At 49.7% G+C, this 13,123-nt stretch carries 15 protein-coding genes and 1 other annotated feature (1 of these 16 running past the window's edge); all 15 genes read right to left on the minus strand.

The features are described from left to right. Window positions 1–72, minus strand: a sequence feature (ribosomal protein L10 leader region); it reaches 70 nt to the left of the window's first position. A 34-nt stretch (window positions 73–106) separates the two neighbouring features. The 15 genes from rplA to ABC831_RS00650 all read right to left on the minus strand — a co-directional run bounded on the left by rplA (window position 107) and on the right by ABC831_RS00650 (window position 13,121). Then, on the minus strand, window positions 107–799 hold the full coding sequence (rplA, locus tag ABC831_RS00580) for a 50S ribosomal protein L1 (protein ID WP_158347479.1): 693 nt from the start codon (window positions 797–799) through the stop codon (window positions 107–109). A 91-nt stretch (window positions 800–890) separates the two neighbouring features. Next, the gene (gene rplK / locus ABC831_RS00585) at window positions 891–1,316 is read right to left on the minus strand and encodes a 50S ribosomal protein L11 (RefSeq protein ID WP_158347481.1); all 426 of its coding nucleotides are present in this window, start codon (window positions 1,314–1,316) and stop codon (window positions 891–893) included. A gap of 93 nt (window positions 1,317–1,409) precedes the next feature. Then, entirely contained in the window at window positions 1,410–1,925 is a 516-nt protein-coding gene (gene nusG / locus ABC831_RS00590; RefSeq protein WP_343246353.1) for a transcription termination/antitermination protein NusG, read from the minus strand. Window positions 1,926–1,941: 16 nt separating this feature from the next. Continuing rightward, a complete protein-coding gene (secE, locus tag ABC831_RS00595) occupies window positions 1,942–2,202 on the minus strand; it encodes a preprotein translocase subunit SecE (RefSeq protein WP_343246354.1) in 261 nt (86 codons plus the stop codon). A 31-nt stretch (window positions 2,203–2,233) separates the two neighbouring features. Then, window positions 2,234–2,383: a 50S ribosomal protein L33 gene (gene rpmG / locus ABC831_RS00600; RefSeq protein ID WP_158347487.1), complete on the minus strand. Its 150-nt coding sequence runs from the start codon at window positions 2,381–2,383 to the stop codon at window positions 2,234–2,236. A gap of 162 nt (window positions 2,384–2,545) precedes the next feature. Further along, on the minus strand, window positions 2,546–3,706 hold the full coding sequence (locus ABC831_RS00605) for a GGDEF domain-containing protein (protein ID WP_343246355.1): 1,161 nt from the start codon (window positions 3,704–3,706) through the stop codon (window positions 2,546–2,548). A gap of 110 nt (window positions 3,707–3,816) precedes the next feature. Next, complete coding sequence (locus tag ABC831_RS00610) at window positions 3,817–4,494, minus strand: D-lyxose/D-mannose family sugar isomerase (protein WP_343246356.1); 678 nt, start codon at window positions 4,492–4,494, stop codon at window positions 3,817–3,819. Window positions 4,495–4,676: 182 nt separating this feature from the next. Further along, the gene (locus ABC831_RS00615) at window positions 4,677–5,498 is read right to left on the minus strand and encodes a carbohydrate ABC transporter permease (RefSeq protein ID WP_343246357.1); all 822 of its coding nucleotides are present in this window, start codon (window positions 5,496–5,498) and stop codon (window positions 4,677–4,679) included. 35 nt (window positions 5,499–5,533) lie between these two features. After that, window positions 5,534–6,448: a carbohydrate ABC transporter permease gene (locus ABC831_RS00620; RefSeq protein ID WP_343246358.1), complete on the minus strand. Its 915-nt coding sequence runs from the start codon at window positions 6,446–6,448 to the stop codon at window positions 5,534–5,536. Between the two features lie 245 nt (window positions 6,449–6,693). Further along, a complete protein-coding gene (locus tag ABC831_RS00625; protein ID WP_343246359.1) occupies window positions 6,694–8,094 on the minus strand; it encodes a sugar ABC transporter substrate-binding protein in 1,401 nt (466 codons plus the stop codon). A gap of 133 nt (window positions 8,095–8,227) precedes the next feature. Next, a complete protein-coding gene (locus tag ABC831_RS00630; protein ID WP_343246360.1) occupies window positions 8,228–9,385 on the minus strand; it encodes a trans-sulfuration enzyme family protein in 1,158 nt (385 codons plus the stop codon). Between the two features lie 5 nt (window positions 9,386–9,390). After that, a complete protein-coding gene (locus tag ABC831_RS00635; protein WP_343246361.1) occupies window positions 9,391–10,764 on the minus strand; it encodes a Gfo/Idh/MocA family protein in 1,374 nt (457 codons plus the stop codon). Window positions 10,765–10,797: 33 nt separating this feature from the next. Then, window positions 10,798–12,129, minus strand: coding sequence for a Gfo/Idh/MocA family protein (locus tag ABC831_RS00640; protein WP_343246362.1), 1,332 nt, complete (start codon window positions 12,127–12,129; stop codon window positions 10,798–10,800). Then, window positions 12,122–12,613 (minus strand): hypothetical protein, encoded by a 492-nt coding sequence (locus ABC831_RS00645; protein ID WP_343246363.1) that lies wholly within the window; start codon window positions 12,611–12,613, stop codon window positions 12,122–12,124. Before ABC831_RS00645 ends, ABC831_RS00640 begins: the two co-directional genes overlap by 8 nt. Beyond that, a complete protein-coding gene (locus tag ABC831_RS00650) occupies window positions 12,606–13,121 on the minus strand; it encodes an L-2-amino-thiazoline-4-carboxylic acid hydrolase (protein WP_343246364.1) in 516 nt (171 codons plus the stop codon). The genes ABC831_RS00645 and ABC831_RS00650 overlap by 8 nt, the downstream gene beginning before the upstream one ends. Between the last annotated feature and the right edge of the window lie 2 nt (window positions 13,122–13,123).

Here is a 13,123-nt window from a genome sequence, read left to right on the forward strand (position 1 = left end):
CATTCTCCTCGGCAGGTGGTTGCCCTTACGCCTTACGGCACCTGCTGTCTTCGGCAGCGATTGCTTTGCTAGTATAGCATTATTTATATAGGATGTCAACTGTGAATTAAGCTAACTTCGCGGTGTTCAGTTTGATTCCAGGTCCCATGGTGGAAGTCATGGTGACACTCTTTAAGAACTGACCTTTCAATGCGCTCGGTTTCGCTTTCACAACTGCATCCATCAGCGTCTGGAAGTTGTCTGCTAACTGATCTTCTGAGAAAGAAGCTTTCCCAATTGGCACGTGGATAATGTTGGTCTTATCCAAACGGTATTCAATCTTACCTGCTTTGATATCCTGTACGGCCTTGGTAACGTCCATGGTAACCGTACCGGCTTTCGGGTTAGGCATTAAACCTTTCGGTCCAAGTACACGGCCCAGACGGCCCACGATACCCATCATGTCCGGAGTAGCGACAACTACGTCGAAATCGAACCAGCCTTCATTCTGAATCTTCGGGATCAGTTCGTCTCCGCCTACGAATTCTGCGCCTGCTGCGCGTGCTTCGTCTGCTTTTTCGTTCTTTGCAAATACCAGAACACGAACCTGTTTTCCGGTTCCATGAGGCAGCACAACTGCTCCACGGATCTGCTGGTCTGCGTGACGTCCGTCACAACCGGTCTTGATGTGAACTTCGATGGTCTCGTCAAATTTTGCAACTGCGGATTTCTTTACCAGAGAAATCGCATCTGCGGTATCATATTGTACACTGCGGTCTACTAATTTCGCAGCTTCCTGATATCTTTTTCCTCGTTTCATTCCAATAACCTCCTAGTGGTAGTATCGGGAGTTCGGGTCAATGCCCTTACCCTCCCACGTAATAAGTTTACTTCTCAATTGACGGGTATGCCTACTCTTCAACTGTGATTCCCATACTGCGGGCTGTTCCTGCGATCATGCTCATAGCTGCTTCTATGCTTGCTGCATTTAAGTCAGGCATCTTCATTTCCGCAATTTCCTGAAGCTTTGCTTTGGAGATGGTAGCTACTTTCGTCTTATTCGGTACAGCGGAACCGGATTTCAGATTGCAGGCTTTCTTAAGCAATACTGCTGCCGGGGGAGTCTTCGTGATGAAGCTGAAGCTTCTGTCGGCATATACGGTAATAACTACCGGAATGATCAGATCACCCTTATCCGCAGTTCTCGCATTGAATTCCTTTGTGAACTGTACAATATTAACACCGTGCTGTCCAAGAGCAGGACCAACCGGCGGAGCCGGGGTAGCTTTTCCGGCAGGAATCTGCAATTTAATATAACCTGTTACTTTTTTTGCCATGTCAGGCACCTCCTAAAATTGTGGTATTATCGGGAGCAGCGGCACATGCCCTTACCCTCCCACGATCTGGCCGTAACCAGACCCTGTCTGCTGTTACATCTTCTTCACATCTGTGAAACTGATCTCCACCGGGGTCTCCCGGCCAAAAAGTTCCACGTTGATGATCACGCTTTGTTTGCTGTGGTTCATGGACTGGATGACACCAACCGTATCCTTCCATACTCCGCCGATGACGATGATCGTATCGCCCTCCGCAAAGTCCACAAGCACATTTTCCGACTTGATCCCCAAAGGCCGCATCTCTACGTCAGTGAGCGGTACAGGCTTCGAGCCAGGCCCGACAAATCCGGTAACTCCTCTGGTATTACGGACTACATACCACGTATCATCGTTCATGATCATGTTGATGAGCACGTAGCCCGGAAACATCTTCTTTTGTACCGACTTCTTAGCACCGTTTTTGACTTCAACTACATCCTGCATGGGAACCCGGACTTCCAGAATCTGGTCCTCCAGATGCCGGTTTTCAATGGTCTTTTCAATGTTGGCTTTTACCTTGTTTTCATACCCGGAATAGGTATGTACAACGTACCAGTTTGCTTCTGACATAAAATCACCCTTGTCCTTACTTTACTAGGAAATCCACACCGTACCGGATAATTAAATCCAGGCCCGCGATCACTAACCCCAGGACGACAGATACAGATACAACAGCTGCAGTCTGTCTCATAAGTGATTGTTTGTCCGGCCAAATGATTTTCTTGAATTCTGCTTTCAATCCCTTGAACCAGCTCTTCTTTGGAGCTTTGTCCTTCTTATCGGACTTTTCTGTTTTTACAGGCTTTTCCGCCGGAGCGGTGTTCTCTGTATTTGCAGCGTCTCCCATGATCTCACTTCCTTTTTTCGTTTTCCCAGGATTATTTGGTTTCCTTGTGTAACGTATGCGCCTTACAGAATTTGCAGTATTTCTTCGTTTCCATTCTGTCGGGATGGTTCTTCTTTTCTTTTGTCATGTGGTAATTACGTTGTTTACACTCCGTACATGCCAATGTGATCTTAACGCGCACAACTTCCACCTCCACTTAATTTCGTTTTTTAGGCATAAAAAAAAAGCCTCTACTTCCATTCGCTAGTATACTATAGCACAATTGGGATGAATTCGTCAAGGCTTTTTGTTATGAACAATTATGAACAAGTTATGGCGTATCGTACAATAAAAAGTCCCTTTTTCACTTTGATTTCATGGCCTTTTTAGTTTCATACATGAGTTGATCGGCACGGCGGTAGACCTCGATCAATGTTTTGTCCTGATCAGGGTCGTATTGGGCAAAGCCTGTGGCGATGGATAGCTGAATCTCATTTTTTTGATTGTCCTGGTCCAGGCAGGCATGGATTTTGACGAGAATATCCCGGACCGCGTCAGGAAGCAGGGAAGCCGGACCCGTGACGAGAATCACGAATTCGTCTCCGCCTATCCGGTAGGCCGTGTGGGATTTTTCAGCGGCGCACGCGATCGCATCTGCGGCACGGCGGATGTAGTCGTCTCCGGCGGTGTGCCCGTAGGTGTCATTAATCTCTTTTAAATTGTTCAGATCCATACAGATGACCGCCAGGCTATGGTCCCGGAGCCTGGTACCCAGGTTCGAGATGTCCACCTCGAAGGAATTTCGGTTTTTCAGACCGGTGAGGTAGTCTGTATTGGCAAAATCTTTGTATAAAGGGTTTGAGATTCTTTTGAAAAGTCTCACGGAAACGGCGGCAGAAATCAGGCAGATCAAAAAGACGATAAACGGGGCCGTTATGCGCAGTTTCTTATAGGTGAGGTACTGGCTGTGCGCATCAAACTCGATGCCCAGTACACCTACTACCTGGTTTCCGTCGTGAACGGGATAGTAGCACACGAAAATATCACCCCAGCCGGTATGTTTGATATCGTCCGGATAGACGATCCGGTCCTGGAGCGCTTGTTCCATCTCCCCCCAGATCTCATGCTCGATGGGATCTCCCGGGTTCCGGAAATCGGGACTGTCATAGCTCAATCCGTCAACGATGTAGATGAGTTCTCCTGCATCTGTCTTTTTGGCTGTGTACAGATATCTGACCCCGGTGGCTGCTTTTACGTTTTCCAGTTTTTCTTTCATACTTATATAACCGGGATTTTCACGGCCGCTGTGGTCTTCTATTTCATAAAATGTACTTTTGTCCAGATATTGTTCTACATAATGATAAATGGATTCCGACCGGTTCTCCAGGGAACGGATCATGCCGTTGTAGGTGGCACGGTATCCGATCATGAAGATCAGCCCGCTGGCGATCAGCACAAGGACGGCAGTGTAAATACAGACCTGGACATCCACCCGGTTCCACTTGTCTTTTCTCTTTTTTCCCATAACATCGGCCCTTTAGATACACAACCGCCCTGCCCACTTACCTTCCGGTATGTGTTCAGGGCTATGTAATGTTTTTATCTTTCCGCGCTATACCGGCTCATCCCGTTCCTTTATTCTGCAGCCGGGTATTCAAAACAAAGCAGCCGGTAAGGCGCTTCATCCTCTTCGATCTCCGGGAATCTTCCTACATTTTCATAAAAACGGTTATCGGTGTTGTCATCGTTGCACATGGATACCTCGCCGATCAGGACATCCCCCGTTCCGGGAAGGACATCAAAGTCATGGTATTGGTGAGGCCAGATCGTGATGCTCTCACCAGGCTTTAATTCCACACCAGTCCCCGCCGGGGCGCTGTAGGATCGTCCGTCCGCATTGATGAGCACATCGCTTCCATCCAGTTCGCCGTCTTTGTCATTGTACATGTGGATAATCAGGGTTCCGCCTCCGCGGTTGATGATATCCTCGGATTTGATCCAGTGGAAATGCATAGGGGAATGCTGCCCCTCTTTTAACATAAGAAGCTTTTCCGCATAGACTTTTTTGTATTTGGGGTTGTTCTGGTTCCCGTTGCGGATGGTCACCAATGCGAATCCTACCTTTTCCCATTCACCCAGGCCGTAGTCCGTAATGTCCCAGCCCAGCATGTTGTCACGGATCTCGTCGTATTCATGGCCTTTGGTCTTCCACTCTTCCGGCGTCCAGTTGCAGAAGGGCGGCAGATGGAAGCCATTGTCCTTTGCTAAATTTTCCATGTATCGGATGATTTTGTTTATCTCTGAACGTTTCATTTCCCTTTTCCCCTTTGCGCTATTATTTTTAATCATATCATAGTCTCAGCTTTTCTGCCAGACCCAACTTCTCCGCTAATGCCCTCTATTCTCCAGTTTCCAGTTTTTATCCGCCGGCTCCTCAGCAGGGGAGACTGTCCGAAAACCAGGGGGGAGGGGGGGATGAAACATTCAGCCATCGCCTATTCTTTCACGGCTCCTGAAGTAAGCCCTTCCACCACAAATTTCTGCACAATAACGAACATCAGTCCGGTGGGAATCAGCGCCAGGACCCCGCCTGCCATCAGTTCCCCCCATTGGACCTCATTTTTCCCGATCAGAGATTTCAAACCCACCGGGATTGTCCACATGCTGCTGGTATTCGTAAAGATGGTACTGGCGATCAGCTCATTCCATGCCCCGATAAATGCGAATACGAATACCGCCACAATTCCCGGGAACATCATCGGCAGCACGATTTTAACAATACTCTGCATCTTATTGCAGCCGTCTACTTTCGCCGCCTCCTCCAGCGTATAGGGGATGCGTTCGAAGAAACTGCGCATCGTAATAACACAGAACGGAAGATTCACGATCATATAGTAGATGAACAGTCCCATCCGGGTATCGATCAGGCCCATTTTGGAATATATGGTATATAACGGTATCATAACCAGGATGCCGGGTATCATCTGAGTAACCAGAAAGAATACCAGGATCGCCCCTTTTCCTTTGAATTTGTAGCGGGCAAATCCATATCCGCCCAATATGGAAAAAATCGTTACCACAATACCGGTAGACAGCGAAAGGATGACACTGTTTCTCAGATAATTGCCATAACTCAGCTGGACAAACAGATTCCTGTAATTATCTAAGGTAAAGGTATGAGGGATATAGGTAACCACCTGGGCATTGATAATCTCCTGGTTTTCTTTAATGGAAGTGATAAACATCCAGTAAACCGGCAGCACTACCAACAGCAGAAAGAAGGCCAGGAGCAGAAACCTTCCCAGGTGTGAAAGCATTCTTTTTACTTGTCTACCACTGAGCTTTTTATCCATCACATATCCCCCGCTTTACTATAATTCGTAGTTTTCAGGAAAACAGCCACATAAACCAGCATGACAAGCATCAGAATATTGCCGATGGCGGCGGCCAGACCCAGGTCGTATGCGCTGAACGCGCGGTTATACATATAAGACGGCAGGGTCTGGGAGCTGCCTCCCGGCCCTCCGTCCGTAATGACGACGATCAGGTCGAAGGCATTTAAGATCCAGATGGACCGCAGCAGCACCGTCATTATGACGGTAGGCTTTATGTATGGCATCGTGATGCAGAAGAACCTTTTGATCCCGCCGCAGCCGTCTATGGAAGCGGCCTCGTAGACATCACCAGGAATCGATTGCAGCGCCGCTAATATCATCATGGCAAAAAACGGGATTCCGGTCCAGATCATGGCCAGGATAACTACCAGCAGGGATACCCCCGGCGTGCCAAGCCATGCTACTTTTTCCGATAGAATTCCCAGTTTGTTCACCAGCAGATCGTTGATCACTCCATATTCCCCGTTAAATGCCCAGCGGTAGATAATACCCACGACAAACGCGGAAAAGGCCCATGGAAGGAAAACGACAGACTGGTAGATCCCACGGCCCCGGAAGTTTTTTTTCAGGGCCAATGCCAGGGTCAGACCCAGCAGAAACTGTCCCAGCACGGAAATAATCACGTATTCCAGCGTATTTCCAACGATTCTCAAAAGATCTTTATTGAATATTTTCGCGTAATTCTCAAACCCGCAGAAACCGATTTTTCCCGGATTCGTCAGCTTATAACGCTGAAAAGACAAGATAATACTGTTGATCAGCGGCATTCCAAACATGAGCAAGAGCAGGATACATACCGGTGCCAAAAACAAATAAGGTTCCCACTTCGCATGGCTTTTTTTCGATATGGTCCACTTCGGCTTTTTAGACATAAATAGCTGCCCCTTTCTTTTATTTCTTTGCCTGACGGCACAACGTACCATACCGGCTTCCTATGACAAGGGGCTGCCGCATCCGACCTTCTGTTTCGGGAAATGACGGGACTGCCTTTTGGCGGCCTTAACGCCGCATTTTGCGGCAGTCCCCTTCCTCTTCTGCGGCAACCTTTGTTTCTTACTGTTTTAACTTTTGTTTTAACCTTTGTTTTAGCCTTCCACTTTCACCCGGTTGTTGCTTACTATTGCATGGTACGCGGTTCTTCTACCTGTGCGCCCTCATTATCCTTCAGGTATTCCTTCATCCGTTCTTCCATAACATTGCAGAACGAATCCAGCGCTTCCTGTGCGCTCTGCTCTCCCATGAGATATTTCTGTATTTCCTCGATCATCGGTCCCTGCTGCAGATCTGTCGTCTCAAAAGGACCAAAGGTGGCGGGAACTACCAGATCCGGGCTGTTCAGCTGATAAATAAACGCAGCGTACGGACCATCTTCCCCAAAATAGGGATCGGATTCACAGGCTTTGACTACCGGCAGCTGGCCGGCGGTTTTACAATATTCCAGGTGGTTTTCCGGCCTGTTCATAAACTGGATCAGATCATTGGCCTTATCCGGTGCTTTGGAACTGGAAGTGATGGCATAGCTGTAGCCGCAGGATACCTGATTGTATATCTTCCCATCCTTGTCGCTGCGGGGCATGGGCATAACCGTCCAGGTTCCGTCTTCCATATTGGACTGGCAGATGGCTACTACTTCCGGATCGTTGTTAAAGGTCCCTGTCAAGCCGCCGCAGAAGCTGTTAACCATCTCCGTAAAGCCCCAGTTTACGGATTCTTTCGGCGCGTAACCATCCTTGTACATATCGGTAAATTTGATAAAGGCGTCTACGGCCTCCCCCTTGTTCAAAAGACAGTTTCCGTCTTTATCATAGGTATATCCGCCGGTATAGGTATGCAGATAACTCATGATTACGTCGAAAGCTCCGCGGGCACCGCGGTAGGTCAGACCATAGCGGTTCTGTGCAGGGTCCGTCAATTTTTTATTGATATCAAAATAATCATCATAAGTCCAGTCATAATCCAGTTTAATTCCGGCTTCGTCGCACCAGTCTTTCCGGACGTAGATCCCCTTTACCATCAGACCGTCTGGTATGGTATAGATATCGCCGTAAAGTTTTCTCTGGTTGCCCCAGATAATTTTATTGACCACGTCGGTATATTCGTCCTTAACAGGCTCCACATAATCGGTAACCGGTATGATCCAGCCTGCGGAACGATAATCCGGAATCCAGTTATCGGGCATCGTGATAATATCCGGCAGAGTGTTGGAACCTCCCATAACCGTTATCTTGTTCGCAGCTGTTTCCAGCGGGGTACTTTCATATTCCACCTTTATTCCTGTCTCTTTTTCATACGCGGCGAAAATATCTTTGAAATAGTTATCCCGCGTATCGGAAGGAGAGATGTTCAGAAACCGCAGAGTTATCGTTTCTTTGCTGTCGGAAGCGGCGGGAGCGGCAGTATCCTTACCGGGTGTCTGTTCTGCAGCGGCTGATTCTGATTCCGGTTTGCTGCCGCAGCCGGTGAACATTGTGATCACCATCATCAGGGCCAACATACAACTTAACATTCTTTTCAACATAACTTTTCCTCCTTTTATTTCTCTTTCTATCTTCTGTGTTTGCTGTTCTTCCTGGTTTGAGGCTTCTCTTTGTTTGCAGCCTCTTCGTTTCTGTCTTTCACGCCCTTACTCTCTCCGGGGCCATCCCGCCCGCTTACAGAGCATAAAGCGCCCCCTCCAAATCAGCCAGCAGGTTCGCTGTCCCCTCCAGCCCGCAGTGCAGGCGGACGAATCCCCGTTCTACCCTGAGAAAATCCAGTTCCTCCTGTCCGGTATAATAAAACGGGGCGATGGCAAGGCTTTCAAATCCACCCCAGGAGCAGCCTTTTCCGAATAATTTTAAATGATCCACGAATTTCAGCGCATTTTCCGGCGGACCGTCTACCACAAGGCTTAATAAACCTGTATGCCCGGTCATCTGCTTTTGTATCAGCTCATGCTGCGGATGGGATGAAAGCCCGGTGTAATAGACCTTTTTGACTTTCGGATGATTCTCCAGATACTTCGCCGCTTCCATGGCAGTTTCCTGATGCTGTTTCAGACGCACAGCCAGGGTCCGCATTCCCCTGATCACCAGCCAGGCCTCCATAGGCCCCATAATGGCGCCGAAGGTCTGTCGGACGTCCTGCATATTTTTCAGAAGCTGCTCATCGTCACAGACCAGGACTCCGCCCAGAATATCACTGTGGCCTCCCAGATATTTTGTCATGGTATGCATGACGATATCGATCCCGAACACCAGCGGATTCTGGAACAGCGGTGTGCAATAAGTATTGTCGATATATGTTTTTACCCCATGCTTCTTCGCTATCTCTGCAATTTTTTGCAGGTCTACCACGGTAAATACATAGGTGGCCGGACTCTCCAGTATGATCAGAGCCGTCCGCTCACAAATCGCGTCCTCCAGCTCCTGGGTATCGGTGCCTTCCACATAAGTTACCGTCATATCCAGGCGCCGGATGCAGAATTCATCCAGCATATGTTTTACCGGCTGGTACACGTCCCGCATACAGACGATATGGGCGCCTGCCCTGCAGGTAGCCATCACAGCGGCGGCAGCAGCAGCCATGCCGGATGAGAAGATCAGCGCCCTCTTCCCCTTTTCCAGCGCCGCTATTTTTCGCTCCGCTACGTCAACCGTCGGATTGGCAACCCGGCCGTAGAAAAATTTCCCTGAGGACGCAGCTTCCTGATATTCTTCATACGTTGGGTACAGATGAATGGAATTCATAAATACAGGCGGGACCACAGCCTGCAGATATTTATCATACTCATCCCCCAGATGTTCCAGTATCAATAATTCCTGATCCATTCCAGTCACTCTCCCTGTATCATCTCTCTAACCATATCGGAGGATTCCCTCTGTGTCATATCATTAGCCTGGATCTGCGAATTCTCCGCTATAAATCTCTCCATATCCACCGGCATACCGCCGTGTATCCTGGATTCTTCCGCCGCCAGGGATACATAATGGCTCTCAAGCGACCTTTGCAAAGATGTGAGGGATGTGCTGGTTTTTCCTTTCCCTCCGATCAGATGGATGAGATCCTGGATCAGCCTCTTGTCCCCCCCTCCATGGCCGTAAGGGTCGTATTCCATGGGAACGCCTCCCAGCAGGTCTTTCTCGTAATACCTGACCGGTTTTAGGCCAAACGGGGTTACTTTTATGTAATTCTGATCCATGTTCCCCTTAATCTCACCCAGTGTCCCCATCACATCCATACTTCTGGAACCTGCGGTAAACGCGCACATATTCAGATCCGCTGTTACCTGGTCTTCCATTTCCAGCATGACAATCTGGTGATCCACCACGTTATTATCACAGCGGTATACACAGCGTCCATAAGGTCCGCTGCTGATCGCCTCCTGAATACTTTCCACCGTGGGTTTCTCCGTTAATACGTCGCAGGGCCATTGTGTATTGCCTTTGGCCACGCCGGTCCGGTCGTTACAGATATAGATTTTCTCCGCATCATAGGGACAGTTTTCTTTTACGCCGCAATCGATACAGCGGTCCGCAGAACCTGCCGGCGCATTCTCCCTTCTGAAATGCTTCAGGGAACCGATGGAGGCCGCCCTTATGCACTTCTTCCCGCTGAGCCATAAGAGCAGGTCCAGATCATGACAGCACTTTGCCAGAATCATAGGGCTGCTGGTATCGGAATTATTCCAGTTCCCCCGCACGTAACTATGGGCCTGGTGCCACCAGAGCACGGATTCCATTGCCTGGATGGACACGATCTCACCTATCTGTCCGGAATCAATGATTTCCTTAATCTTCTGGTAAAATGGCGTGTACCGCAGTACATGGCATACCACCACCTGGCGCCCGGTTCTCTCTGCCGTCTGCAGAAGGACTCCCCATTCTCCTGCAAACGGCGATACGGGCTTTTCCAAAAGCAGATGATATCCTTTTTCCATCGCCCTGACCGCCGGTATGAAATGCTGCCGGTCCTGTGTGCAGATGAACATAATATCCGCCAGACGGTCCTGCTCTAAGAGCTCCTCTCCAGACGCAAAGCAGCGGTTCTCCGGAAGATGAAGTTCCTCAGAAAGTTCTCTGAGACGTTCTGGTATCAGATCCGCGATGGCCGTGACTTCGACCTGATCGGAGAACTCCTGGCAGCAGCGTGCATAATGCATCCCTCTGGCTCCCACTCCAATAATCGCAACTTTAATTTTTGAATTCACCGAACTTTAACCTCCTTACTGTGTAACTGCGCTTCAGATGCCTTCTGCCGATCCATTCATGGGAAAGGGCCGGTTTTTAAATTCCTTTAGTTCCACCGGTCCGCCTCCGTTCAGTCTGGACTCCTCCGCCGCCAATGCCACGAAATGGCTTTCCAGCGACCGTTCCAGAGTAGTCAGCGTCTTGCTGTGCGCATGGCTTCCCCGCATCAGGTCAATCAGGTCGCGGATCAGGTATTTATCCCCTCCGCCGTGCCCATAGGGATCATATCCCATCTTGATATTGCCCATATACTTCGCCGCGTCCAGACAGACGGGTTCTTCCCCGAACACGGTGACCTTAAAGGTATTCTTTGAGAAATTGCCCTTGATCTCCCCTTTCGTCCCCATAATATCCAGCGTACGGGAACCCGAGGTGAACGCACACATATTCAGGTCAATCACCGCGCCGTCATCCATCTCCATCGTCACCACCTGATGATCCACCACATTGTTGTCACAGTGATAGACACACCTGCCGTAAGGCCCTTCTTCGATTGCCTTACAGATAGACTCCCTGGTGGGATTGGGCGCCAGCACGTCGCAGGGCCACTGGTTATTTCCGTGCTGTATTCCCGTTTCCTTATTTGTCAGATATATTTTCTTTGCATCGTAGGGACAGTCTTTTTGGACAGGGCATGTGACGCAGCGGACGCCTGAGCCCTCCGGCGCATGTTCCGGCTTAAACCAGTACAGATTCCCCATGGAGGTTACCCGGCGGCAGCTTTTACCGGTTAACCACAGCAGGATATCGAGATCATGACAGCATTTTTGCAGGATCATGGGGCTGGTTTCATTGGAATTACGCCAGTTTCCCCTTACAAAGCTATGCGCCTGATGCCACCAGAGTACGGATTCCATCGCCTGCGCGCTTACCACCTCACCGATGGTGCCCGCATCGATGACTTTCTTGATGCTCTGATAGAAGGGAGTATACCGCAGCACATGGCATACCACGATATTCGTGTGGTACTGTACGGCCGTCTTAAGCAGTTCCCTCCACTCTCCCGGGAACGGGGAGATCGGCTTCTCCAGCAGAATGTGATATCCCTTTTTCATTGCTTTCATGGCCGGCTCAAAGTGTTCCCTGTCCTGTGTGCAGATAAATACAACATCCGCAAGCCTGTCCTGCTGCAGCAGATCCTCCCCGCATGCAAAGCACTGTTCATCCGGAAGATTGAATTCCAGCTGAATCTGCCGGACCCGGTCCGGCAGCACATCCGCCACCGCCGTGATCTGTATTTCATCTTCAAATTCTTTGCAGCAGCGCGCATAATGCTGTCCCCGCGCACCCAGGCCGATGATGGCCGCTTTGATTTTTTTACTCATTCTCTCCTCCAGCGACACGTTTCACAACTAACACCACACGGTCATTGGTACCGGCGGATGGCGCTTTTTTCACACAGTCCAGCCCGTATGTATCGAATATCCCTTCAAACACGCACAGATACGCGTCCGCCAGATCCCGTAAAAACACCGGATCATCTGTGCAGGTACGAGCCGCCTCAAGCATTGGATCACATCCAAGCTCCAGTTCCAGCCTGTCGTCGTCCACAAATAAGATCCTGACGTCATGCGCCTTCCCCATGTCGGAGTCCGCCACCGCCTCCGCCAGTTCCTTCAGGTTATCGGTCCTGGGATACAGCGTATAGGCGTCGCAGGCGCCTACTTTCCGGATGCCTTCTTTTAAGACGGACCACGGTACATTCGCCACGCGTGCCGCTTTCAGGATATAGTAAATCCATTTGCCGACATCCTGAAAGCCAGCCTTCATTACTACGATTTGTTTTTCATCAAAACAGCAGTTATTCATATTCCATCCCCCCGCCTGTCGTCTTCTTCACAGCGAAATCACAGCGGCAGTGTCCCGCGCTGATCCTGCCGCCGTCCAGGACAAGTTCCAGCCGGTCATAGGTGGATAGCAGTCCGCGGTCCACGTCCATCGCGATATCACACAGATTGGCGATAAAATCCTGGTCGTCCGTTAACTTTTGCCAGATGTTGCACATGGGACAATAGCCGAAGGTCACCTGGGCCTTATCTTCTTCCACGGATACCGGTTCGATCTGCATCGGTTCCGCGCTTCCCGGCGCCAGCAGCGCATTGGCAAAATCCTTCGCGCTGTTGTTGTCCGGGAACCCCTCCTTGTTGGACCTCCCAAGCGCGAAGATCGCTTTGCGCCCGATTGTCTCATAGTCAAATCCGTGATCCCGCATCGCTTTTAAGAGATAATAGATCCACTGTCCCCGGTATTCCGCCGCCCGCCTGCTCGTCTCAACGGAAGGGTCGTCATAATCCCTGGTAGGTATATTTGTAACCATTC

This window comes from Diplocloster hominis, from assembly GCF_032380655.1.
GTDB lineage: Bacteria > Bacillota > Clostridia > Lachnospirales > Lachnospiraceae > Diplocloster > Diplocloster hominis.

Bases quoted from the DNA above. Each gene is read 5' to 3' on its own strand.
- rplA (WP_158347479.1), bottom strand. From the start codon at position 799: ATGAAACGAGGAAAAAGATATCAGGAAGCTGCGAAATTAGTAGACCGC.
- rplK (WP_158347481.1), bottom strand. From the start codon at position 1,316: ATGGCAAAAAAAGTAACAGGTTATATTAAATTGCAGATTCCTGCCGGA.
- nusG (WP_343246353.1), bottom strand. From the start codon at position 1,925: ATGTCAGAAGCAAACTGGTACGTTGTACATACCTATTCCGGGTATGAA.
- secE (WP_343246354.1), bottom strand. From the start codon at position 2,202: ATGGGAGACGCTGCAAATACAGAGAACACCGCTCCGGCGGAAAAGCCT.
- ABC831_RS00605 (WP_343246355.1), bottom strand. From the start codon at position 3,706: ATGGGAAAAAAGAGAAAAGACAAGTGGAACCGGGTGGATGTCCAGGTC.
- ABC831_RS00610 (WP_343246356.1), bottom strand. From the start codon at position 4,494: ATGAAACGTTCAGAGATAAACAAAATCATCCGATACATGGAAAATTTA.
- ABC831_RS00615 (WP_343246357.1), bottom strand. From the start codon at position 5,498: ATGCTTTCACACCTGGGAAGGTTTCTGCTCCTGGCCTTCTTTCTGCTG.
- ABC831_RS00620 (WP_343246358.1), bottom strand. From the start codon at position 6,448: ATGTCTAAAAAGCCGAAGTGGACCATATCGAAAAAAAGCCATGCGAAG.
- ABC831_RS00625 (WP_343246359.1), bottom strand. From the start codon at position 8,094: ATGTTGAAAAGAATGTTAAGTTGTATGTTGGCCCTGATGATGGTGATC.
- ABC831_RS00630 (WP_343246360.1), bottom strand. From the start codon at position 9,385: ATGGATCAGGAATTATTGATACTGGAACATCTGGGGGATGAGTATGAT.
- ABC831_RS00640 (WP_343246362.1), bottom strand. From the start codon at position 12,129: ATGAGTAAAAAAATCAAAGCGGCCATCATCGGCCTGGGTGCGCGGGGA.
- ABC831_RS00645 (WP_343246363.1), bottom strand. From the start codon at position 12,613: ATGAATAACTGCTGTTTTGATGAAAAACAAATCGTAGTAATGAAGGCT.
- ABC831_RS00650 (WP_343246364.1), bottom strand. From the start codon at position 13,121: ATGGTTACAAATATACCTACCAGGGATTATGACGACCCTTCCGTTGAG.